We start from the raw sequence: 23,014 nt of genomic DNA on the forward strand, positions 1-23,014 counted from the left end.
TGGATGCGGTAGGCGACCAAACCGCAACAACTCCTTCGGAGTAAAAATCTCCAACACTCGTACCCAACGTAGACTCGCTGGAAGCTCATCAACGTTGGGCTTGTGGCCGCATCCGCTTCGCGGAAGAGCTTCATTGAAGGATCAGACGGCGTCGGTTCCCGGGTGGCGTCTGGGACGGAGCAAAGTAGTCACAGTCGCGCGGTCAGGCGGCATGAACGCCAGTCCTGCATGCGGGACTGCACTACTTTCCAGCTGCTGCGTGCGGGGTAGTCCGGTTGTCCCAACCGGCTATGGCAGCGAAGGGATACAGCGTATTTGGGGGTGTTTGGGCGTGATGGGGTCTGCGGCGTCAGGGATGGCGCGCGGCAAGCGGGGCGCGTGCCCTACAACGTCAGGGAGGAGCAAAGCAGTCTAGTGCTTTGGCTCGTCAGCCGCGTGCGAACAACGCGAGCTAAAGCTCTGGACTCCTTTCAGCTGCCGCGAGCCTCGAAGCTGAAAGGAGGCGGGGGTTCCAGCCCCGCTCACTCGCTCTTCAATCTCACCTCGTGCGGTGTCTTCTCCTCGTTGCCAGCAGCGTCACTGCTTTTCGCCGTAACGCTAGGGGCGGCGGGGATGATGGCTTCCCAGTCGGCATAGTTGGTGCGCAGGGGACGGGCGGGGACGTTGTTGATGGTGACATCGGCTACTTCGCCGTTGTCGAGCGTGACACCGCGAACCCGCAGTTTGCCGCCGGGCGCTGGCTCGCAGGAGGTGATGACTGTGGAAGGCGGGAGATCATCCTTCGGCTCGATGAATTCCAGCTCCCCTGGTTTCTGATAGCGGCTGGCGCGAGGATGGAAGACGCCGGAGGCCACAACATCCGTCATGGTGAGGCGGGAATGCTCCTGCAGGTGGGAGTTGATGCGCCAGATGCCATAAAGAACATTGTGAATGCGCATGCGGTCATTCAACACGGAGGGACTGCCAGCGTGGTAGGCCCAATCGCAATCCCACAGCAGGGTATTGCGCAGGATGAAGGGGTGGTACATGTCCGGCCCCACGCCGTCCACATCCTTCAAGGCGGTGTCATTTGGGAGGCCGAGGATGGAGAGGCCGTTGAAGCCTCCCAGGTTGATGCCAAACCGCCGCTGGGTGTGGGCCTCATTGGAGTCAAAGCGGATGAATGGCAGCGTGCGGATGTCCACGGGCTTTCGTGATCCATCGGGCTGGAGCACGGGAAGGACGGGGTTGAACTTTTCTGAGGCCACCACCTCGAAGCGGTAGCCGTGCTGGTCGCACTCTGCCGCCACGTTGCGGGTGAAGGCGTTGAGGGAGTTGGACCACCAGAAGGCCGCGCCGTCGTTCTGGTCAAAGGCGAGGGCCTGATCCGGCAATGGTTTGCCGCGCAGAGCCAGCACGCCCAGATTGCGATCCAGCAGGTTGCGGGTCTCGGTGCCGTCTTCCAGGAAGAAGGCGTGCCCGACGCTCTTGTAGCCGATGCAGTCCCGCACGACGAGGTAGTCCGTGCCGTGGATGGTGAGGCAGCGGTTATGGCTGTCCCAGATGCTCAGTCCCACCACGCTGGTACCTCGCATGGTCGTGCCGCACTGGTGAAAGTGAATGGGGTAGCGGCCGAGAAGATCCCTCTTCCCTAGATGGCGGAATTCTGCATAGCTCAGGTTGCCGGTGCTGTGCCGGTGGTACATGGTGTGACCTCGAACTCCATCTGGATCCGCTGATTCCACGATGACATTTCTGGAGAGGTTGGCCACCTCGGCGGAGAACTCGGTGCCGCCTTCGTGCCGGTTGGCCGGTGGCTGTTCGTCTGTGGTTAGGATGGTGTGGCCGCGTTCTTCCCGAATCTCGCCGATCTTGGCGGTTTCGCTCTGTGGCTGATCGGCCACACTGCGGGTGAAGTTGTAGGGGTGCCCGGGGAACTGGCGTCGGGTCCCCGTGATAAGGATCTGGTCACCCTTGCGCCAGTCGGGTACCCGTTCTGCCAGTTCGAGGTCAAACTCGGCCGAGTTCTCGTTGGTGCGTCCCAGTTTTACCCAGGTGCGCAGGAGCGGGGCTCCATGGAGGTCCATACGGCCGCCACAGCAGATGATGGCGGGGCAGGAGTTGGGATCCAGCCCCTCCACCGGGGTGAGCCGGATGAGGGCGGTGTAGGGGCGGGGAATGGGGAGCGCCACGGTACCCACCTCCAGCGCGGCCTGGGGGACTCCAGCGGGCACTGGGGTGGAAGGGGCATGACAATCAAAGCCCTCCTCACGCGTGTCTGCGCCTGGTTGGATTTTGATGAGGCCTACGCAGAGCTTCGTGTTCCGGTCGCGGGCAAAGGTCAAGCTCCCGCCGATGTGGATCGAGCGGATGACCTCGTCGCTGGCTACATCATAGATGATGGTGTGGCTGGGGAGGATCTGCACCTTTTGTCCCGGAGCGGGCAGCTGCCCGCGTTCCCACGTCGAGGTTGAGGACCAGGGGCCGCTGCCGGCAGTACGGACCGTGGGCGGTTCAGCCGCGGATAGTTGTCCGGTGAAATGCAGGAGGAAGATTGAGAGAATGAGGAAGCTCGGCGCAAGAGAACGACAGCGCAGGTGCAAGGGAGCGAGGTAGGAGGGGATCATAACCAATGCAGATGAATCTCCCGCGAGCACGCTTCTGGCCCACGGTAGAAAGTTGGAGTGGAAAGGCGAACTTTGATCCCCGTGAGCACCCCGCTTCGCCTGCGCGGTGCCACGTCGCGGTTATAGGAGGGGCAGGGGACGATGTCAATCGCTTGTGATGGAATGGGAGAGCGGGGCCGGCGGGATCTCCAGGCCGCCGCAACTCATGGAGGCGAAAGATGTGGTCACGGTTTGTAGAACTCACTTCGGAGTTCTGGTGCGCCTTCCCGTGTACCCCGGGTGGCGGCTCGTGAGACAAAATGTAGAAACACGAAAAATTGTATGGAGGTGTGTTGCCGCATTTTCGTCTGCGAGGGGTGACAGCCTGTTCCCGGGTTCATTCCCCGTGGCCCTGGAGTGGGTTGTTGGCTCCTCAACATCCCAACATGAACAACGGTCATCTCCTCTCCCGACTCCTGCACATCTCCCGGGCCATGCAATGCCTGCCCGGCGTGTTGCTGCTGTTTCCCATGGCTGCGCAGGCCCAGACTGCGGCTTCCAGTGAAACCCTCCCCGAAGTGGTCGTAACCGCCGATGCGGAGCGCAGCTTCACCGTGACGGAAGCCACCACGGCCACCAAACTGGACACCCCTCTGCGGGACATTCCCCAGACGATCAATGTCATCCCCAAGCAGGTGATTGAAGATCGCGGTGTGACCCGTGTGCAGGAAGTGGCGGACAACGTGCCTGGGGTGCAGTACTACAGCGGCTACGGCGGTCTCTCCAGCGGCTCGTTCTTCATCCGCGGTTTTGACTCCGGCGGCACCTATCGCGATGGGTTCAAGGACTTTGGCTTCCTGTCCCCGGTGGACGTGGTGGCGCTGGAGCGGGTGGAGTTCCTGAAAGGCCCGGCCTCTGTGTTGTACGGGCAAAACAATCCGGGCGGCATCGTGAACTATGTCTCCAAGCGTCCGGTGGCGTACTCGCTGAACGAGCTCGGCTTCACTTATGGCAGCTATGATCTGTACCGTGCAACGGGCGACTTTGGCGGCACCTTGATCAGCCGTGAGGTGCCTGGGACGCCGGGTCCCGTGCGTGCGAAAAATCCCAAGGCAGTGGCACCAGTCAACGCACCCACCAGCGAGCCGGTACTGACCTATCGCCTCACCGGTGCCTATGAAAATGCCGGAAGCCACCGGGACTACAATGAGTCTGAGAGTTATTACATCGGGCCCTCCGTCACCTGGAACATCACGCCCGACACGACGCTGACGGTCTTTGGCGAGTTCCAGCGTTACGACTACGTCTTTGACCGTGGTCTCCTGCCGGTGAAGCAGACCTTCCAGGTGCCCACAAGCCGCTTCCTCGGTGAGCCGTCGAGCTATGCAGAGACGGAATCCTGGCGGGCAGGGTACGAGTTCATCCACAAGTTCAGCGACAACCTCCAGTTCCGCAGTGCCTTTGCCGCCATTCAGAGTGAGCAGCACAGCCTCTTCGCCCAGGCGAGCGAGCTGGAGGCTGACGGGCGCACGGTGCTGCGTGGCAGCACCCGCCGGTATGAGAAGTCTGAGAACTACACCTTGCAGAACGAGTTGAGCGGACGTTTCAACACGGGCTCCGTGGAGCATCACGCGCTGGTGGGCGTGGAACTGGCCCGCTACTCATTTGGCTACAACATCGGCTTCGGACCGCTGGCATCGATTGACCTCTTCAATCCCAAGTACGGCGCCAGCCTGGGCAATGTAGCGATGGATCCCTGGGCGGAATACGGAGCGGATGCGTTGGGCATCTACGTGCAGGATCAGATCACGCTGACCAGCCAGCTCAAGCTGTTGGCAGGCCTTCGCTATGACTACGTGGAGTCCCAGTATGGCGGTGCCATGCCGGAGCAGACGGACAAGGCGCTGAGTCCGCGAGTGGGCATCGTGTACCAACCCTGGGAGCCGGTGTCTATCTTCGCCGGATGGTCCACCGCCTTCAGTCCGAACATTTTTGCCCTGAGCGAGAACGGCAGTGCGTTTGATCCGGAGGAGTCCGAGCAGTTTGAAGCCGGGGTGAAGGTGGAGTGGGTGAAGAACAAACTCGCCAGCACCATCGCGGTCTATGACATTACCAAGGAGAACGTCCTCACGACGGATCCGAAGAACCCGGACTATAGCATTCTGACGGGTGAGCAAAAAAGCCGCGGTACGGAGTTCGACCTCATCGGCACGCCGGTGCCAGGCTGGAACATCGTGGCCAACTACTCCTATACGGATGCGTACGTGAGCGAGGACACCACCATCCCGAACGGGACCAAGCTGGCGGCGGTGCCGGAGCATCAAGCGGGACTCTGGTCCAGCTATGAGATTCAGGACGGCGCGCTCAAGGGCTTTGGCGTTGGGGCAGGGGCCTTCTATGTGGGAGCCCGTCCGGCCACCATGCCGGGGAACGGGGTGGACCTGCCCAGCTACTGGCGTTTTGATGCGTCCCTGTTCTACAAGAAGGACAACTGGTCTGCCCAAGTGAACTTCAAGAACATCAGCGACGAGGACATCTACCAGAGCCAGGGTTATCTCATCTATCCGGATGCGCCGTTCAACGTGCAGGCTTCGGTGACGATCAAGTTCTGACGCAAGCATGCGCAAACGTCTCTGGATGCTCCATTCCTGGATGGGGCTGGTTTCGGGACTCGGTCTGCTCTTCATCGGGCTGACCGGGTCCCTTCTCGTCTTTCGCACGGAGCTGGAGGTTCTGCTCAAGGCCCAGGCGGCGGAGGAGAAGGTCGTGGTGAATCCGGACATTCGCGCCCGGCTGGACTACGACACCTTGTTTCAAAAGGTACGGCAGCAGATGCCTGGTCGTGAGGTGGTGGCCTGGGACACGATCATGTTTGGCCATGGGGTGGACGCGGCGGCGGTGACCAAGGCTGAGAACCCCCGGGAGTGGGACTGGATCCGGGTGGCGGCGGCGACCGGTGAGGTCCTGCCCGATTTGCCCGAAAGCTGGGCGTCGCCTTACCTGGAGTGGGCATTGAAACTGCACTACAGCCTTCTACTGGGGGACTGGGGCATCTTCTTTGCCGGAGTTCTGGCCTTGCTGTTGTGCCTGCTGGGCATTTCAGGCATCTACCTCTACCGCGGTTTCTGGAAGACGCTTTTCACCCTGCGCTGGCGCAGCAGTGCGCGCATCTTTTTCTCGGACCTGCACAAGATGGTGGGCATCAGTTCGGTGGTCTTCAATCTGATCCTGGGCCTGACCGGAGCTTGGTGGAACCTTCCGGTGATCAAGGAACTCATCTGGGGCCAGAATGGTTCCGGTCAACAGGTGCAGGCTGAGAAAAAGGCGGAGGACGCCCGGCCCCGAATGTACAACCGGCAGCTTTCCATCAATGATCTCGTGAAGGAATCGGTCCGGCTGCTGCCCGGGCTGGACCCCAACCGGATCTATCTGAGCCTGCCACCACGGAATGAACACATGCGGCTCATTGGCTCCGTGGTGCCTGGGAACCCGTTGGTGGGAGACTATAACAGCACGATCCATTTTCATGCGGAGACAGGGAGCCTGTTGGAGCTGACGGACTACCGTCATGCCTCCTGGTGGGGAAAGTTCGAGGTCATGATGGGACCCTTGCACTTTGGCACTTTCGGCGGGCTGCCCATCAAGATCCTCTGGTGCCTGCTGGGGTTGTCTCCCGGTGTCTTGGCATGGACGGGGGCGATGATGTACTGGAAACGGCGACGGGCAATTCGGGGCAAATCTGCTGCCCGCGCCCGGCTCAAGGCAGTTGATGAACGGGAGGCCGAAGGCACGCTGTGAATTCGTCTCCTCGATGACCCATGCTCGCCGCCGCTCCAGTGCCTCCGCCCAGCGGAGTGGGTCTGGCTCGGGGTGGGGCCGCGGTTGGCGGGTGCATCTGGCTTTGCTCGCCTGCTCGGTTGGCCTGCAAGGGCCGCTTTTGACGGCGGAGCAGTCGGACGCCCGTTTTCACTTCTCCGAGCCAGCGGGGGATTTGGCTGAAGCGCTGGATCGATTATCACGAGTCACCAAGTTGGATGTGATTGCTCGGGGGGATCTGCTCGCTGGTCGACGGGCTCCTGCTCTGGAAGGGCGCTTGACCGCAGAGGAGGCGCTCCTTGCCTTGCTCAAGGATTCCGGCTTCGAGGCCAGATTCACCGGGGATTCGGCAGTGGCCGTGGTACCCGTTGCGGAAGGGAGCGCAAGACTGCTGGCGGATCTCGGCAGCAGCCATCTTTTGAATGAGGTGGTGGTGACCGACTTTGCCGAACGAGGCTATACGGTCGAGACTGCCAGCACTGGCACCCGTCTGGAGGTGCCGCTGCGAGACCTGCCGCAGACGGTGGATGTTGTGCCCCAGGATCTGCTGCGGGATCGGGCCGTGCTTAGACCGGCGGAGCTGGCGGATAGCGTGGCAGGGGTGAGGGCCTTCACTGGGTATGGGGGGATCTCCAGCGGAGATTTCTTCATTCGCGGATTCGGCACCGACACAAGCTACCGCAATGGGTTTCGAGATTTTTCCTTCCTCTCCCCGGTGGACTTCGCCGGGGTCGAGCGGGTGGAGTTCCTCAAAGGTCCGGCATCGGTGCTCTATGGGGAGGGGCAGCCCGGTGGGGTGGTAAACTACCTCTCGAAGAAGCCGGTGGCGGCACGGGTTCGAGAGTTAACGCTCACCACGGCCACAGACGAGGTCTATCGGGCGGCATTGGATCTGGGAGGCACCTTCATTCCTGCACGGCAGGGAGAATCTGAGCCAGTGCTGATGTATCGGTGGAACAGCGCATATGAGGATGCTGGCAGCCATCGTGACTACGGGGCTTCAGAGAGTCTGTTTCTGTCACCATCGGTGACCTGGCAGGTGACCGCGGATACGTCGCTCACCCTGCTGGGGGAGTATCACCGGTATGACTATGTTTTTGATCGTGGTCTGCTGGCGGTGCCCCAGGCCCTGAAGGTGCCGGTGGGTCGGTTCCTCGGGGAGCCGGAGAACGAGGCAAAGACGGATGCCTGGAGGGCGGGCTATGAGCTGAAGCACCGGTTCAGCGATGCGTGGCAGTTTCGCAGTGGATTCGCCATGATCCTCAGCGAGCAGACCAGTCGCTTCGCCCAGCCCTATGAGGTCGCTCCAGATGGACATACCGTGCTCCGCCAGGCGACGGCACGGCGGGAGCGTTCCCAGAACTACACCCTGCAAAACGAACTGAGCGGACAGGTGATCACCGGTGCCGTGAGGCATGATCTGCTTTTGGGTGTGGAACTCGCCCGCTACGAGTTCCGGTATGAGATCGGGTTCGTGGAAATGTCGCCCATCGATTTCTTCCATCCGGCCTATGATGCGCCGCTTCCCACCGCGCCGTATGATCCGCTGGATGGCTATGGAGCAGACTCTCTGGGCCTCTATGTGCAGGATCTCGTGACGCTGTCCCCCCAGTGGAAGCTTCTGCTGGGATTGCGACAGGACACCTCCCGCAGCCAGGAGGTTCTCTCCGGCCACACTCATGATGACCGTGCGTGGAGCCCGCGGGCGGGGCTGGTGTATCAACCGTGGGAGCCGTTGTCCCTGTATGCCGGGTGGTCTCACTCATTCAACCCCAACTTCGGCGTCAGCCGTGATGGCAGGAGCTTCGCTCCGGAGGAGGGAGAGCAGATTGAGGCGGGGCTGAAGCTGGAGCTTCTGGACCAGCGTCTCACGGCCGGCCTCTCGGTTTATGAAATCACCAAGACCAATGTGCTGGTGCCGGACCTGAGCGCTCCCGAGTTCGTTTCCAACACTGGCGGGCAGAAAAGCCGGGGGCTGGAGGCGGAGGTGGCGGGCACGCCGGTGCGGGGATGGAAGGTGAGCCTGAACTACGCCTGCACGGATGCCTTTGTGAGCGCTGATACCGCCGTCGCAGAGGGAACGCGACTGGCAGGCATTCCCCGGCATGAGGGGGGATTCTGGACCACCTATGAATGGCAGTCTGGTCCGTGGAAGGGCTTTGGCGTGGGGACAGGGCTGGCCTATGCCAGCGACCGCCCTGCGACGCTGGCTGAGCAGACTGTCATGCTGCCCTCCGCGTGGCGATGGGATGCGGCACTTTTTTACCGGCGTGATTCCTGGTCCGCCCAGGTGAACTTCAAGAACATCACCAGTGAACGCATCTACCAGAGCCAGGGAGCGCTGATCTATCCCGAGCCGCTGCTTCAGGTGCAGGCGAGTGTGACGGTGAAGTTCTAAGAACCTGTTTGGATAAAAACATCCGGGTGTGGCAGGTTCAATTAAGGGAATGAGATAAAAGCGGCTTCGCCGAGCCTGAGAACTGCCCCCTCCGGGTTGCGGTCCTTTTGAGCCTGGACTGCGTTGCTCATCGGTTATGAATTCTAAGTAGCAGCGCTCTAGCGTCTCAAGACCTGGACCTCGCCGCTAGCCTGCACGGCAAAGCGCAGGGGCAGGATCTGCTCCAGAGCGGTGTAGGCCTGTTTGAGATCTCGCGTGGAAAGGGTTCCCGTGACGGTGAGCCGGCCCAGTTCTGGGTCGAGCAAGACCAGCCGGTTCTTCTGATGCCGCTGAAGGTCGGCCAGAACTTGGGAGAGCGGGCGGTTGCGGTAGCGCAGTCGGCCGTCTCTCCATGCGGCGAAGTCGCCGGGAGAGGCATTGTGGATCTTGGCTGAGGGACGGTCGCTGCCGCCTTCCCATGTAGTTTCCTCACCCGCAGTGAGTCGGAACGGTGGGTTGGTGGGGTGGCGATCAGAGGTCAGCTCTACTTCACCCTCGTCCACGCCCACTTCGACGGTTCCATGGGGCGCATCATTCCGGAGCAGAACCTGAAAGGTGGTGCCAATGTCGCGCACGGACCAGGTATCCGCTGCGACCCTGAATGGAGCACGATGGGGGGCCACCTCGAAGACGGCGGCGCCGTGGCGCAGATGGACGGTGCGCCCTGATTCGGTGGCCTCGTAGTGCAGGCTGGTCTGGGCATCCAGATGCACGTGGGTGCCGTCTGGCAGGGTGATCTGGCGGGTCTCGGCGATACCCGTGGAATAGGTGTTTCGGTTCTGGAGCATCCAGGCACCTGTGGCACTCAAGGTGAGCACGGCTGCTGCGGCAAGACCGACCAGACGCCGACGGGTAAGAGTCTGGCGGGATGCTGCGGGTGGACGGGCCAGAACGCGGGCGATTTCCGCGCTGTCGAAGGCTCCCGGCTGGCTCATGACCGCCAGCGTGGCCTGGGCTGCCAGAAACTCATCGAGGTGCTCGGGCCGTATTTTCAGCCAGGATTGGAGATGGCGCTCGTCTTCCGCGGACCACTCGGCGGGATTGAGCTTGCGCACCAGCCAGTGCATGGCCTGCTGACGCACCGTCTCGCGATCCATCGGGGGCGATGAAGGATGGGGAGGATGTTCAGGCTGGCCGGGTTCCATGCGTGCGGTTCAAACTAATAAGACGCACTGGATGAGCTTTACCTCCAGTGCAAAAATCAGGCAGTGAACATTTTTTGTCCATTGCCTGAGGCCTGCATTTCATGGCGCGGCATCGTCCATGCAGGCCCGACATGCAGTGAGGGCCCGGATCATGTGTTTCTCCACCGTGCTGGGAGCAATGGCCAGGCGCTCAGCGATCTCGGGGTAGGATAGCCCGCCAAAGCGGCTGAGAATGAACACTTCCCGGCAGCGGTCTGGCAGGGTGGCGATGGTCGCCTGGACCTTCCTGAGGTTCTCCCTGGCAGCGAGATGCTGGTCCGGAGCGGCCGATTGATCGGGCGTCGCCGCGAGTTGCTCATCCGTCAGCGGTCCCGAGATCTCGTGGGACTTCGCCCGGGAGCGCGAACGATCGATCAAAAGATTGCGGGCGATGCGGAAAAGCAGGCTTCGCGGCTGCGTCACCTGCGCCTTGGGCTGCCAGGAGAGAACCCGTGTGAAAGTCTCTTGAGTGAGGTCCTTTGCCTCGTGGGAGCAGCCTACCTGCCCCTGGAAGAAAGTTTGCAGCCGGTCATAGTCGGGCAACACCTCCTGGATGAGTGGGGATGGTCCGGATTCGGGCATGCGCGGGGTGACGAGTTGGTCACCATGCTGGGTTAGATGCGACTCAGTCGCAAGGGGAAAGTGGATGAGTGATGGTGGAATGCAACGCCGGGCAGGGGAGCGCCGGGGTTGAAGGTAGAAGAGCTGTCCCGGCTCTTGGGGGTGTTGAGCGGGTTGAGGAACAAGAACCGAGACGGTTCTTCTACACTGGTGATGGAAGGGGGGAGGCCGGGGGGCGGGGAGGCGTACTCTAGGCGGCTCAGTTGATTTTCGTTACTACTTCCGCGATCTCCCTCCGCTCCGCCTCATGCCGATTGCCAATCGGCGGCACAGCAGATTATCAATCTGCGCTACAGGTCGATGCCCTCCGCTCACGTCTCACGGTTCAAGCACTGCACAGGACTCTCGAAAGCGGCGGTTCCCGCGCGCACTCCATCCCGACAGGTCGGGACGCATCCAGGTGGTGGTCGTCTTCCGTGGTGTGATCGTTCACCGGCTTCCAAACCATCCAGGGAGCCACCGACCTCAGTCCACGAAGAGAAATTCGTTGGAGCACATGAGGGCGTGGCAGAGGGGTTCCCAGGAGGTGGGGGCGGTTTGATTCCCTCCAAGCAACTGTATCGCGAGTTGCACCTCTGCCGGAGAAGGAGCCCGGGAAAAGAGTTCGTGGTACAACCATGTAACTCCCTTTGCGGGATCTTGCTTTGACTCCACTGGAAGCCTCTGCGCCAGCTTGGAAGCCTGCTCCAGGGCAAAGGGATGGTTCAGGAGCCAAAGGGCCTGCGGGGCGACCACGGAGTCGTTGCGGGCTTCTACGACGGTATTGGGATCGGCTCCATCGAACAGCATGCGGAAGGATGACCGGTCGGAACGGACGGCGGTGAAATACAAGGTGCGGCGGGGGACCTGTAGATCCTTTACCGAGATGCCGCCCACGGTGCGGTCGAGATTCCCTCCAGCCACGAGGAGGGTGTCGCGCAACTCCTCAGCCGTCAGTTTGATGCGGTGCTGCCGGGTGAAGAAGGCATTGTCTGGGTCAAGGCGGAGGGTGGCCTCCCCGGGGATCGAAGCCTGCTGATAGGCGGAGGACGTGCAGATCAGGCGGTGCATGGACTTGATGCTCCAGCCATTGTCTATGAACCGATGGGCCAGCCAGTCCAACAACTCTGGATGAGAAGGAGGTGTGCCCAGTTTTCCGAAGTTGTTGGTCGTGGCGACGATGCCTCTTCCAAAGTGGTGCTGCCAGATGCGGTTGACCATGACGCGTGAGGTCAGGGGATGCTGAGGAGAGGCAATCCAGCGGGCAAGGTCCAGACGCCCACTGCCCTGAAGCGCCTCTGGCTGCATACTGGACAGGAGGGCGGGAAAACCGCGACGTTGAAGGGCAGCCAGGCGGGCATAGCTGCCGCGCACGTGAATTTGGGCATCGTGGTAGCCTTCGTACTTCGTGCCGGGAATACCTCCTTCCCGCAATCCATGACACATGGCGGTGTCGGTGGCGGCGAGTTCGTTCCGCAATGCTTTTTGTTCCTTTACCAAGGGAGAGTCGGGAGCACGCTCGGTGATGAGTTGAGAGCCTTCACCTTCACAGACGAGCCATCCCTGCTCTGTGGCTGTTTTGCTGCTGGTGGCGAAGTCGCGGGAGAGGTCCCAGGCTCGGCCGTCCGCGCTGCTGAGGCGGAGATTCACGGCGGTGGTATCGCAGGTGTATTCGCGACCGCGCAGGATGGTGAGAGCGAGCAGGCTGCCTTTGGGCAGTGTCAGTTCTGTCGCCTCGAACTTGGCCGTGCCGCCATTGGCCAGGGTGCCGCGCGATACTTCGCGTTCCCCGGCGCGGGCCACCCATTCGGTGCCGTCTCCGCAGTGCGCGTCGGCGTCGGCCAGAGTGGCGTGGAGGTTGATCGTGATGTCCTCCGGAGCCCGCCAGGCCAGGGTGACGGCGCTCTTGGGGCCGGGGTGCACGGAGACGGCCCCTGGAGGCAGGGTGATGGTGGAGAATCTGGCTTCCCGCCCGGAGCGGTTCACGAGCAGCGAGGGATTGGGGGCGCTCTTCCGGTTCAGGGAAACGACATCAACGGCTCCCTTCACAGGGGTCTCCTGGGAGTCGAATGGCATGAGCCCCTGATTCAGCTCCGCATCCACAGTCGCGAGCCGCTGCTGGAGCGCTTCACGACGGCTCTGCTCCTGGGGGGAGAGCAGGGGAATGCGCATGATCTTTTCCCCAGCGGTGGGGTGGGCAAACTTGTCCAGAATGTGGCTGCTGAAGAAGAAGCCCGCCATGGCGTAGTAGTCTGCCGTGCTGAGCGGGTCGAATTTGTGATCGTGACAGCGGGCGCAGGCCAGGGTGAGGCCCATGAAGGCGCGGGTGGTGACGTCGATCTGGTCGTCCACGATATCTGTGTGGACCTTCAGTTTGTCACTGTCGCCATTGCCCCAGTTGCCGATGGCGTACATGCCGGTGGCGACGACCTTGTCAGGAGCCCATCCCTCACGGGCGGCAAGGATGTCTCCCGCCACCTGTTGGCGGATGAACTCGTCGTAAGGGAGGTCATGGTTAAAGGATTGAACCACCCAGTCCCGATAGCGCCAGGCGTCGAGAATATCTCCCTCCTTGCCCTGGCCACGGGCATCCAGTGAGTCCGCATAACGCACCACATCCAGCCAGTGGCGGCCCCACTTCTCACCGTAGTGAGGGGAGCGGAGCAGGCGTTCCACCGTCTCGGTCACCGCTTTGGGGCGGTCAATTCTTGCCGCCTCAACAAAGGCTTGAACCTCTTGAGAAGTTGGGGGGAGCCCCGTCAAATCGTAGGTGAGCCGTCTTAGCAGCACTTCCGGAGTGGCAAGGGGAGCGGGTTCGAGCCCACGACCTTCCATGGCGGAGAGGAGAAAGCGATCCACCTCATTCTCCGGCCACGAGGTGAGCTTCACGGTGGGCACGGCAGCCCGCTCCGGCGGGCGGAAGGCCCATTGCTTCCTGGCCTCTGCCAGATCAAAGGAGGGCCGCTCAGAGGCCGAAGTGGCGGGGGTGCTGGCGGTATGGCTGGCTCGGGGATCAGGCGCGCCCATCTTGACCCAAGTGACGAAATGCTCCACGACCCGCCGGGGGAGTTCCTTCTTCGGCGGCATGGCCAGGTCCTTGTCCATCCGGCGCACGGCGGTGATGAGGAGGCTGGATTCCGGATCTCCGGGGACGATGGCGGGGCCGGTCTCTCCACCTTTTTCCCATCCCGCACGGGTATCAAGGTCCAGTCCGCCTTTCACCTTGCCGCCGGTGGCGCTATGGCAGTCGGCACAGTGCTCCTGCAAGGCAGGGCGGATGTTTGTTTCAAAGAACTCGATCTGCTCCGGCGTGGGTGCCGGTGCGGCCGCCCATACGGCAGGGGCGGATAGGAAAGTGAGAAGGGCAATGCGGCAGGTCTTCATGCGAGGATGCCCTTGACGAGATTGCCATGGACGTCGGTGAGACGGTAGTCCCGCCCCGCGTAGCGGTAGCGCAGGCGGGTGTGATCCAGCCCCATGAGGTGCAGGATGGTGGCGTGCAGATCATGCACATGCACGCGGTCCTCCACGGCATGCCAGCCAAATTCATCTGTGGCACCGTGCACGTGCCCCGCCTTGATACCGCCGCCTGCCATCCACATCGTGAAGCCAAAGGGATGATGCTCGCGACCATCGCCGCCCTCGGCTGTGGGAGTGCGGCCAAACTCACCGCCCCAGAGGACGAGGGTGTCATCCAGCAGGCCACGGCTTTTGAGATCCTTCAGCAGGCCGGCGATGGGCTTGTCTGTGGCCGCACAGTTGTTGGGGAGTTCCTCCCGCAGCTTCGAGTGCTGATCCCAGAGCTGGCAGCTGGACCGCTTGGAGGTGGCCGTGTGGTACACCTGCACCATGCGCACGCCGCGCTCTGCGAGGCGTCGCGCCATGAGGCACTGCTTGCCAAAGGTGGCGGTCACAGGATCATCCAGACCATAGAGCTTCTGGGTGGCTTCAGATTCCTGATCGACACCGAAGGCCTCCGGGGCCTCGGTCTGCATGCGAAAGGCCAACTCAAACGAGGCGATGCGGGCCTCCAGCCGGGAATCCGCGGCGCGCTGGGCTTCATGCAGGCGATTCTGCGCCATGAGGAAATCCAATTGGGCACGTTGGGCGATGGAGGACATCCTCGCATTTCCCAGATTGGCCACAGGATGAGTGAGGTCTTGAACCAAGGTGCCCTGGAGCGAGGCGGGGAGAAAGCTGCTGGACCAGAGCGGGGCCCCCTGGGCTGGCTGGGCGGGGCTGATGACCACGTACCCGGGCAGGCTGGCGTTCTCGGAGCCCAGGCCATAGAGCAGCCAGGAGCCCATGCTGGGGCGGGAGAAGGCCTGCTCGCCCGTATTCATCTGAAGGCAGGCCCCGTTGTGGTTGATGTTGTCCGCCACCATGGAGCGCACGACGCAGAGGTCATCGGCACAGGTGGAGAGATGAGGCAGGAGTTCGCTGATCTCCGTGCCGCTCTGGCCGTGTTTTTGGAACTGCCAGGGCGAGCCCAGAAGATTGCCGGTCTTCGTACGCTCCAGCTTGGGCTTGGCAAACGGGAGGGGCTGGCCGTTGCGCGCTGCAAGGGCGGGCTTGGGATCAAAGAGGTCCACGTGGGAGGGGCCTCCCGACATGAAGAGGAAGATGATGCGCTTGGCCCGGGCGGCATGATGGGCCTGAAGCAGGGGAGCGGCCGAAGATGCGGAGGGGGCGTCACTGGCGGCCATGAGGTCTGCCAGACCCAGCATGCCGAAGCCGCTGGCAAAGCGGCCCAGCATCTGACGCCGGGAGAGAGTGTGAGTGCGAGGAAACTCCATGGCGGTTACGGCGCGGTTTTGCGATCAGAACGGGCGGCGGCATCTGCCTCCATCGCCAGCCAGCGACGCCAGCTCACGATGTGTTTCTTCATCTCCTCCTCCGCGGCGGCGGCATCCCCTGAGCGCAGGACTTTGAGGAGGCGTTTGTGTGCCTTCACGGTTTCCACCTGGGTGGAGTGGAACACGGCCTGATGGCGGCGCTGCATGAGTCCCAGCCAGGCCTCTACCTGGTAGCGCAGACCTTCCCAGAAGTGGGCGGCCCGCCGGTGGCCGCTGGCGCGCATGATGAGATCGTGGAAGGCGGCGTCCAGGCGGGTGACTTCCGCCAGGGAGGTGGCCTGCTCTGTGGCGGCGATGTTGGCCGCGAGCGTTTCAAAATCCTGCGTTGTAGCCCGCTCCGCAGTGAGGCCGGCAGCCAGTGGCTCCAGTGCAAGACGCAGGGAATAGATCTCCTCCATGTCCTCCAGGGTAAGCCGGGCAATGTGGGTGCGACCTCGAGAGTCGGAGGTCACCAGTCCCTGACGCTCCAGTTCGATGAGCGCCTCCCGGACCGGGGCGCGGCTCACTCCCAGCCGGGACGCCAGCTCAGGCTCCGGCACGTGCTGACCGGGCTCGAGTTCGCCTGAGAGAATGGCCTCGCTCAGGCGGCTGCGCACGATGTGGGCCAGATTTGGCCGGGAGAGAGGGGAAAGGGACATGACGGCTGTGGCTAGGTGTCGACTGTCGACAGTGAATTCGAAACGGGGCCACATCGCCGTGTCTTTCGCTACAGACGATTTTGCACAAGGAATCTGACGTCCAGGCATCCCAGGAGCTGATTTCGGATTGTTGCCTCCACAGGGAGGGGGGGACTTTTTATGTAGTTTCGGTGAAATTTCCGGCTTGAATTGGCCAGAGTCATTCTTGAACACCCCTACGAACCCGCCGCCTATCCTGCCATGCCAGAAGTAACCGCTGCCCAGACCAAGTCTCTCTCCGAGGTGATCAACCAGATGGACATGTACGGAGTAGGGGAGAATGCCGAACTCCGTGGGAAGGCGGACGAAGAAGGGGACATCGAGCTGTATGCGAAGCGGGGATTCAAGAATCCGTTTGGCAAACAGTCGGTGCGCCAGGCCAAGCAGAACACTGCCCGGGAGATGGTGGGCAAGGCAGTGGACAATGAGTTCGACAACATCAAGCCCGGAGGGAAGTTCCTGGCCTCCGTGGTGAAGAAAAACATGCGCTCCATCTGTGAGGGCACGGGGGTGGTGACCCGGGGCGACCTGGACAAGGTGATGACCGAGGTGAACCGCGTGCGTGACAGCTACCGTGCGTACACCGGAGGCAAAAGCCGGCATGAGAACAATGCCAGCTATCTGGAAGGGAAGGAGCAGCACCTGGAGGTCCTGAAAGATGTGGCGGGGTTCGAGGAAGGAATGGAGCTCTTCAAGGGAATCGAGTTGTACGCCAAACTCATCAATGGCCCCAAACCACTCTCTGAAACGACGCTGAAGCAGATGGGGGCCGTGGAGAAATGGATTGGGGAAACCTCCTCCGACCTGAGTGATGTGGCCTCCCTGGCAAGGGCCAACCTGGCGGTGGATGCCGCGGTGGACTGCGGAGCGAAAAGCATCAAGGTGCTGCCCCAGGATCTGCCGCTGCGGCAGATCGGGAGCAAGAGTGACCAGAGCGGCCGCTGCTTCCCCATGGTGGCGCTGGCGGTGCTGTCAGAGTCAACCGGTCCACGTGGGATGGACCAGGTGGTGCGCCGGTTCGAACAGGAGACTCAAAAAGCCCGCGAGGCAGGACAGCGGGGATCAACGCCCTATTCCGAGTGCCTGGCCACCGTGCATGGCAATGGAACGCTGGGGGCGTCCCGCACGGTGATCAAAGATCACGCTGGCAAGGCCATCGAGTTCCCGGGGCATCGCAAGACCATCCAGCATCTGGCCACGCACCCTGATCTGGCAGCGGGCAAGCCGGTGTTCTACGGAGTGGAAGTACACGGCCACATCATGATGGTCGGGGCCACCAAGCACAACGGGGAGGACAGCTTTATGTTCTACGATCCGAACTTCGGTGTGGCCCGATTCGAGACACCGGAGCAACTTTCCACCTTCCTTGACAAGTACTTTGGAGATCTGGGTTATGGAGAGGAATACTCCATGGAGAACCTGGGTGTGGACGGCTTCAAGTTCAACCACGTGACTGAGTATGATGTGGACAAGGTGAAACTGGCCAAGGTGGATGAGCTGCCCGATACGGATCCCAAACACATGACAATGGAGTCGTTGACGAAGCCGTTGTGAGGCGGGGTGGTTGTGCGATGGAGTGATTGACAGATTGCCGGAAGTGACTTGGTATAGGAGTCGGTTAGCCTCCCTGATGCACCTATGAATGCCACGTCCCTCTCGAGCAATACTCTCACGGCGCTGATTGGTGATCTGGCCGGTCATGCTGACACCACCGAGATCAGGGGCAAAAAGGGAGGCGACGGGACGGGCACGGTGCTGTACGAGAAGACCAAGTTCTCCAACCCCTTTGGAAACAAGACTGTCCGGGCAGAGAAGCAGGCTGCTGCCCGGCAGGCCGTCAAGCAGGCCCTGGTGGGAGAGTTTGTTGCCTCCAAATCTGGCTTTGCAGGCAAGAAGCAAGTCTTTCTGGAAATCGTCGCCAAAGACATGAACGCGATGTTCGACTCCGGACCGATGACGTTGGGCAAGGTAAAGGCGCTCAAGCAGAAGGTGGAGGACATGGCGAGCCTGGCGGGTGGGATCACGAAGACTCACGACAAGCTGGCAAAAGATCCGGCCTACGTCGATGGAGGCAGGCGAGCCCGGGCCATCCTCACGGAGTCTGGCAGGACGCTACCTACCATGGAGGATGCCATCATGGAGTACGCAGAGCTCGCCAAGGTCGAACCCAAGTCGACTGCAGACAAGGCGAAGCTGGGCGCTCTCAAGGCGCACATGAACGACATGGATGCCGGGAAGCATGATGTGACCGAGAACACACGCGCAAGAGATCTGCTGGAAGGGTCAGCGAGGGAGATCGGGGCCACGCATGTGGAAGTGTCTCCCCAGTGTGTGGCCCTCCGCCGGATGGGGCATGGGCACCAGCAAAAGGGGCTCTGTTCTGCCCTGATCCGGCTCGTGGCGCTGGAAGAGAGCCGGGTGACCCGGCCGACTGAACAGTCCAATCGCATGCTGGAACGACTCGGCGCGGAGACAACACGGATGGTGGATGCGGGACAGCGCGAAGGGACTCACATGGCCACCTCCATCGAGGGAATCCTCGGCAGGTCCGAGGTAACCACCTCCCACAGTCAGGTGGTCCCTCGAGGTGGGACGGTGAGCCACAAGGACCTCGTCAGCCAATTGAGGGCTTCGCCTGAGTTTGAAGCCCGGCAGCCAGTCTATTTCGGATTGCAATTCATGGGTGCGATGAATCACACCATCATGGTGGGGGCAAACCCCGGACCTCCGGAGACCTTCACTTTCTACGATCCCAATTTTGGCCTCGCCCGGTTTGACTCTGCCGAGGCCATGGGCCGTTTCCTGGATGGGTTCTTCGAGAAATATGCGGAAGAATACGGCGTTCCCCGGATGCCCGTTCCCAGCGAAAGTCCACCTGGAACCAAAGGGGCCTTTGGCTTGAGTGATATCATGAAATTTAACCTTGCCGGGATCGAGGGGGGGATTCCTAGATCCCTAGGAGGACTGGGGGCAGAGTTTCGCGAACGTTGATTGGCGGTTAGGGTGAGGGCGCTGCCGTCACCATTTCCTGCGCTGCCTTCTGGAAGGCTGGCTGGATCTGCTTCCCGCTGTCATTCCGCCAGCCAGCGTGCTGCACCATGAAGATGGTGATGAGGCCGCGTTTGGGATCGATGCTCAGGTTCGTGCTGTAGGCACCGCCGTGGCCATAGGAGCCATCGCCGCCGATGGAGAAGCCGAAGCCGTAGCTCTCTTTCAGATTCTGCGGAGTCTGGCGGGAGGTCATGACTTTGAGGGATGCTTCTGAGAGGTAGCGCTTCCGGCCAAGTTGCCCGCCGTTCAGCAACATCTGGGCAAAGCGGGCCATGTCGGCGGCGGTGGAGAAGAGTCCGCCGCCCGGCATCGGCTGGCGGGTGCGGTCATTGAGTGGGTACTTGAGCTGCGTGACTGTGGTGGGTACGAGGGCGGTCTTTTCCTTGTTGGGGGCGTAGGAAGTGGCCAGGCGGGAGATTTGCGCTTCATCTGGCCAGAAGGTGGTGTCCTTCATGCCCAGGGGCTTGAACAGGCGTTCATCCAGAAAGGCCTCGTAGGTCATGCCGCTGACCACCTCGATGATGCGGCCGCCGGTGTTGATGCCTTCGTTGCTGTACTGGTATTTGGAATCCGGCTCGAACTGGAGCGGCACCATGGCGTAGCTCTGCACCCGGGACGCGAGGGGAAGCTGATCCAGCGTGGGGGTCTCGATGCCCGACTTGAAGGACAGCCCGCTGGTATGGCTGAGGATGTTCTTGATCGTGATGGGGTGGGTGGGCTTCTTCAACACCATCTTGTCGGCGCTTTGCTCGGAAACTACCCTCTGGCCCTTGAACTCAGGCAGGTATTTTTCAACCGGGTCGTCCACAGAGATCTTGCCCTCATCCACCAGCATCATGAGCGCGGTGCAGGTGATGGGTTTGCTCATGGAGGCGATCCAGAAGAGGCTGTCCGCCGCCATGGGCTTCTGGGTCTCGATGTTGGCGTAGCCGACGGTGTCCGTGGCGAGGATACGATCCTTCGTGGCGACCAGGGTCACGGCCCCAGCCAGGACTTTGTCGTCCACAAACGGCTGAAGCCGTGCAGGAATGGGCGACGGGGCGGGAGCCTCGGCTCCAGCGCGTCCCACCAAGGTCGTACAACAGGCAAGAGCAACAGCGGGGAAGAGGAGCAGGGCGGGGCGGCGTTTCATGCGAGGGAAGATGGGACAAAGACGGATCTTCCTGGGGAATCTTTCCGGTTGGGATGGGATGGTCGGGCCCGGGTAGTCGAATTGTCCATGGACGGCATGAAACGAGCTATCACCAGACTTCTTCGCTTGCGCAGGGGGGGCTCCTCCGCCATCTATGCACCCCCATTTTTTTCCCCAATCGCCATGGCCAAGAAGAGCATTCGTGACATAGATGTGACCGGCAAACGCTGCCTGGTTCGTGTGGATTTTAACGTCCCCCTCGACGACAAGGGCGACAGCATGGTCATCACGGATGACACGCGTATCAAAGAGACGCTGCCGACGCTGAAGTACCTCCTGGAGCAGGGGGCCAAGGTCATCCTGTGCAGCCACCTGGGCCGTCCCAAGGGCCAGCGTGATCCCAAGCAGAGCCTCAAGCCGGTGGCCGCCCGTCTGGGTGAACTGCTTGGCCTGACAGTGGGTTTTGCGGAAGACAGCATCGGCGAAGAAGCCCAGACCAAGGCCCAAGCTCTGGGCAATGGTGATGTGCTTCTGCTCGAAAACGTGCGCTTCTACGCAGGTGAAGAGAAGAATGATCCTGAGCTGGCCAAGCAGTTTGCCAGTCTGGCAGAGATCTATGTGAATGACGCCTTCGGCTCCGCCCACCGCGCTCACAGCTCCACGGCAGGCGTGGCCGCCTATCTCCCGGCCGTTTCTGGTCTCCTCATGGAGAAGGAACTCGCCTACATGCACGACGAGTTGCAGGCTCCCGAGCGCCCCTTCGTGGTGATCCTCGGCGGTGCCAAGGTGAGCGACAAGATCAAAGTCATCGACCGCCTCCTCGACAAGGCCGACACCATCCTCATCGGCGGTGGCATGGCTTACACCTTCAAGCTTGCTCTGGGCGAGAGCATCGGCAAGAGCCTCTGCGAGCCTGATCAGGTGGACACGGCGAAAGCCGCCCTGGCCAAGGCCAAGGAAAAGGGCGTGAAGTTCCTCCTCCCCGTGGACAACTACATCGTGGAAGAGCTGAATTTCAAAGACAAGACCGTGGGTCCTGGCCGCTACACCACCCCGGGTGAAGGCATTCCGGACGGTTGGGAGGGCGTGGACATCGGTCCTGAGTCCGTGGAGCTTTTCAGTGCTGAAGTCGCCAGCGCGAAGACGGTTGTCTGGAACGGCCCCATGGGGGTGTTCGAGATCAAAGACTGCGCCAAAGGCACCTTCGCCATCGCGGAGACCATCGCCCAGAACACGAGCTGCAAGTCCATCATTGGCGGCGGCGACAGTGTGAAGGCGGTGAAGAAGGCCGGCGTGGCCGACAAAGTCACCTTTATCTCCACCGGCGGTGGAGCCAGCTTGGAACTGCTCGAAGGCAAGGAACTCCCCGGCGTTGCCGCCTTGCTCGAGAAGTAGTCTTTGCTGTTCAGTGCTGAGTTCGAGATCGCGTCATGGATCTGTGGATCCTGGTTTGACGCCAGGCAAGACACGACAAGACAGGCATCACAACCCTCCCGACAACCACCTTTCCTCAATCAAACCAGGATTCTAAAGAAACAAGAACGCCCTCTATGCCTCCTGTATTCCGTAAACCCATTGTTGCTGCCAACTGGAAGATGAACAACCCTCCGTCTGAGACGGAGAAGTTCCTGCGCGCCTTCCTCCGTCTCATGCCGGAGAAGAGCCCTGTCCAAGTGGTGGTAGTGCCTTCCTTTGTCTCCCTCTCCCTCGCCCAGACCCTGATCCAGGGTGGTCGTACGGAAGTGGTGGAACTCGGTGCTCAGAACATGAGCCAGTACCCCAGCGGTGCCTACACCGGTGAGACCAGCGCGCTGATGCTGAAGGAGTGTGGCGTGCGCCACGTCATCCTTGGCCACAGCGAGCGTCGTGCCCTCTTTGGTGAGACGAACCAGATCGTCAACACCAAGGTGATCGCCGCACTCGAAGCCCGCCTTCACCCGATCCTCTGCGTGGGTGAGACCCTCGAAGAGCGTGATGGTGGCCGCATTGAAGAAGTGCTGGAATCCCAGACGCGTGAAAGCCTCGCCAATGTCGGCTCCCGCCGTCTGCAGGATGTGGTCATCGCCTATGAGCCCGTCTGGGCCATTGGCACTGGTCGCACCGCATCCCCGGAACAGGCTCAGGAGGCCCATGCGTTCATCCGCAAGGTGCTGGGTGAGATGTTCGACGCCGACACGGCGCAGAAGATCCGCATCCAGTACGGCGGCAGCGTGAAGCCCTCCAACATGGACGAGATCATCGCCATGCCGGATGTGGATGGCGCGCTTGTGGGCGGTGCCAGCCTTGAGAGCGGCAGCTTCTACGAGATCGTCAAGGCGGTGATTACTTACTTGAACGACAACAAGCCGGTTTATCAGGCTCCTTGATTGGGGTGAAGGAGGAAGGTAGTTTCCTCGAATTTCTGAGCGTCACGGTCGAGAGACTGTGGCGTTTTTTTGTTTTGGGGATTGAGTAGGTTTGGGGGGGCGGTGGTGCGAAGGGGGCAAGCGGTGCTTCCTGACCGCGTTTTTACAAGCGCAGCCACGAGCTATGCCTGTGGCGGTGTGGGCAGGGGGTAGGGAAGCTCGTGGATGCATTCGTGAGAATGCGTGGGAGCGGGGGCCATGTGGGGCGGCTTGGTCTTGCTGGGGCAAACGGTGCCCTCTGACCGCGTTTTTACAAACGCAGCCACGAGCT

14 protein-coding genes are annotated in these 23,014 nt (G+C 61.4%); 7 read left to right on the plus strand and 7 right to left on the minus strand.

Annotation, left to right across the window (positions count from 1 at the left end):
- Nucleotides 1-521: 521 nt before the first annotated feature.
- Nucleotides 522-2,606, minus strand: a complete 2,085-nt coding sequence (locus BV034_RS13545; RefSeq protein WP_050027544.1) for a G8 domain-containing protein — start codon at nt 2,604-2,606, stop codon at nt 522-524.
- Between the two features lie 425 nt (nt 2,607-3,031).
- Here BV034_RS13545 and BV034_RS13550 point away from each other — a divergent pair, with 425 nt between their 5' ends.
- The 3 genes from BV034_RS13550 to BV034_RS13560 are packed head-to-tail and all read left to right on the plus strand — an operon-like array spanning nt 3,032 to nt 8,799.
- Nucleotides 3,032-5,197, plus strand: coding sequence for a TonB-dependent siderophore receptor (locus BV034_RS13550; protein WP_081887792.1), 2,166 nt, complete (start codon nt 3,032-3,034; stop codon nt 5,195-5,197).
- Nucleotides 5,198-5,204: 7 nt separating this feature from the next.
- Nucleotides 5,205-6,383 (plus strand): PepSY-associated TM helix domain-containing protein, encoded by a 1,179-nt coding sequence (locus tag BV034_RS13555; protein ID WP_050027546.1) that lies wholly within the window; start codon nt 5,205-5,207, stop codon nt 6,381-6,383.
- A 13-nt stretch (nt 6,384-6,396) separates the two neighbouring features.
- On the plus strand, nt 6,397-8,799 hold the full coding sequence (locus BV034_RS13560; protein ID WP_081887787.1) for a TonB-dependent receptor: 2,403 nt from the start codon (nt 6,397-6,399) through the stop codon (nt 8,797-8,799).
- Nucleotides 8,800-8,957: 158 nt separating this feature from the next.
- On the opposite strand, the gene BV034_RS13565 is transcribed toward BV034_RS13560, so the two are convergent.
- The 5 genes from BV034_RS13565 to BV034_RS36015 form a co-directional block, all read right to left on the minus strand.
- Nucleotides 8,958-9,983, minus strand: coding sequence for a FecR domain-containing protein (locus BV034_RS13565; protein WP_081887788.1), 1,026 nt, complete (start codon nt 9,981-9,983; stop codon nt 8,958-8,960).
- A gap of 99 nt (nt 9,984-10,082) precedes the next feature.
- Entirely contained in the window at nt 10,083-10,604 is a 522-nt protein-coding gene (locus tag BV034_RS13570) for an RNA polymerase sigma factor (protein WP_050027549.1), read from the minus strand.
- Nucleotides 10,605-11,108: 504 nt separating this feature from the next.
- Complete coding sequence (locus BV034_RS13575; protein ID WP_050027550.1) at nt 11,109-14,006, minus strand: PSD1 and planctomycete cytochrome C domain-containing protein; 2,898 nt, start codon at nt 14,004-14,006, stop codon at nt 11,109-11,111.
- Nucleotides 14,003-15,418, minus strand: a complete 1,416-nt coding sequence (locus BV034_RS13580) for a DUF1501 domain-containing protein (RefSeq protein WP_050027551.1) — start codon at nt 15,416-15,418, stop codon at nt 14,003-14,005. Before BV034_RS13580 ends, BV034_RS13575 begins: the two co-directional genes overlap by 4 nt.
- A 5-nt stretch (nt 15,419-15,423) precedes the next feature.
- Nucleotides 15,424-16,116, minus strand: coding sequence for a GntR family transcriptional regulator (locus BV034_RS36015; protein ID WP_050027552.1), 693 nt, complete (start codon nt 16,114-16,116; stop codon nt 15,424-15,426).
- A gap of 240 nt (nt 16,117-16,356) precedes the next feature.
- Here BV034_RS36015 and BV034_RS13590 point away from each other — a divergent pair, with 240 nt between their 5' ends.
- Nucleotides 16,357-17,709, plus strand: a complete 1,353-nt coding sequence (locus tag BV034_RS13590; protein ID WP_265592968.1) for a hypothetical protein — start codon at nt 16,357-16,359, stop codon at nt 17,707-17,709.
- 84 nt (nt 17,710-17,793) lie between these two features.
- Nucleotides 17,794-19,146, plus strand: coding sequence for a YopT-type cysteine protease domain-containing protein (locus BV034_RS13595; RefSeq protein ID WP_050027554.1), 1,353 nt, complete (start codon nt 17,794-17,796; stop codon nt 19,144-19,146).
- Nucleotides 19,147-19,153: 7 nt separating this feature from the next.
- Here the strand turns inward: BV034_RS13595 and BV034_RS13600 are convergent, their stop codons facing one another.
- A complete protein-coding gene (locus BV034_RS13600; RefSeq protein ID WP_063768780.1) occupies nt 19,154-20,338 on the minus strand; it encodes a serine hydrolase domain-containing protein in 1,185 nt (394 codons plus the stop codon).
- Nucleotides 20,339-20,521: 183 nt separating this feature from the next.
- Between BV034_RS13600 and BV034_RS13605 the strand changes: the two genes are divergently transcribed.
- Nucleotides 20,522-21,733: a phosphoglycerate kinase gene (locus BV034_RS13605; protein WP_050027555.1), complete on the plus strand. Its 1,212-nt coding sequence runs from the start codon at nt 20,522-20,524 to the stop codon at nt 21,731-21,733.
- A gap of 155 nt (nt 21,734-21,888) precedes the next feature.
- A complete protein-coding gene (tpiA, locus tag BV034_RS13610; protein ID WP_050027556.1) occupies nt 21,889-22,704 on the plus strand; it encodes a triose-phosphate isomerase in 816 nt (271 codons plus the stop codon).
- Nucleotides 22,705-23,014: the final 310 nt, after the last annotated feature.

The organism is Verrucomicrobium sp. BvORR034 (assembly GCF_000739635.1).
GTDB lineage: Bacteria > Verrucomicrobiota > Verrucomicrobiia > Verrucomicrobiales > Verrucomicrobiaceae > Verrucomicrobium.

Bases quoted from the DNA above. Each gene is read 5' to 3' on its own strand.
- BV034_RS13545 (WP_050027544.1), bottom strand. From the start codon at position 2,606: ATGATCCCCTCCTACCTCGCTCCCTTGCACCTGCGCTGTCGTTCTCTT.
- BV034_RS13605 (WP_050027555.1), top strand. From the start codon at position 20,522: ATGGCCAAGAAGAGCATTCGTGACATAGATGTGACCGGCAAACGCTGC.
- BV034_RS13570 (WP_050027549.1), bottom strand. From the start codon at position 10,604: ATGCCCGAATCCGGACCATCCCCACTCATCCAGGAGGTGTTGCCCGAC.
- BV034_RS13590 (WP_265592968.1), top strand. From the start codon at position 16,357: ATGCCAGAAGTAACCGCTGCCCAGACCAAGTCTCTCTCCGAGGTGATC.
- BV034_RS13555 (WP_050027546.1), top strand. From the start codon at position 5,205: ATGCGCAAACGTCTCTGGATGCTCCATTCCTGGATGGGGCTGGTTTCG.
- BV034_RS36015 (WP_050027552.1), bottom strand. From the start codon at position 16,116: ATGTCCCTTTCCCCTCTCTCCCGGCCAAATCTGGCCCACATCGTGCGC.
- tpiA (WP_050027556.1), top strand. From the start codon at position 21,889: ATGCCTCCTGTATTCCGTAAACCCATTGTTGCTGCCAACTGGAAGATG.
- BV034_RS13595 (WP_050027554.1), top strand. From the start codon at position 17,794: ATGAATGCCACGTCCCTCTCGAGCAATACTCTCACGGCGCTGATTGGT.
- BV034_RS13550 (WP_081887792.1), top strand. From the start codon at position 3,032: ATGAACAACGGTCATCTCCTCTCCCGACTCCTGCACATCTCCCGGGCC.
- BV034_RS13575 (WP_050027550.1), bottom strand. From the start codon at position 14,006: ATGAAGACCTGCCGCATTGCCCTTCTCACTTTCCTATCCGCCCCTGCC.
- BV034_RS13560 (WP_081887787.1), top strand. From the start codon at position 6,397: ATGACCCATGCTCGCCGCCGCTCCAGTGCCTCCGCCCAGCGGAGTGGG.
- BV034_RS13580 (WP_050027551.1), bottom strand. From the start codon at position 15,418: ATGGAGTTTCCTCGCACTCACACTCTCTCCCGGCGTCAGATGCTGGGC.
- BV034_RS13600 (WP_063768780.1), bottom strand. From the start codon at position 20,338: ATGAAACGCCGCCCCGCCCTGCTCCTCTTCCCCGCTGTTGCTCTTGCC.
- BV034_RS13565 (WP_081887788.1), bottom strand. From the start codon at position 9,983: ATGGAACCCGGCCAGCCTGAACATCCTCCCCATCCTTCATCGCCCCCG.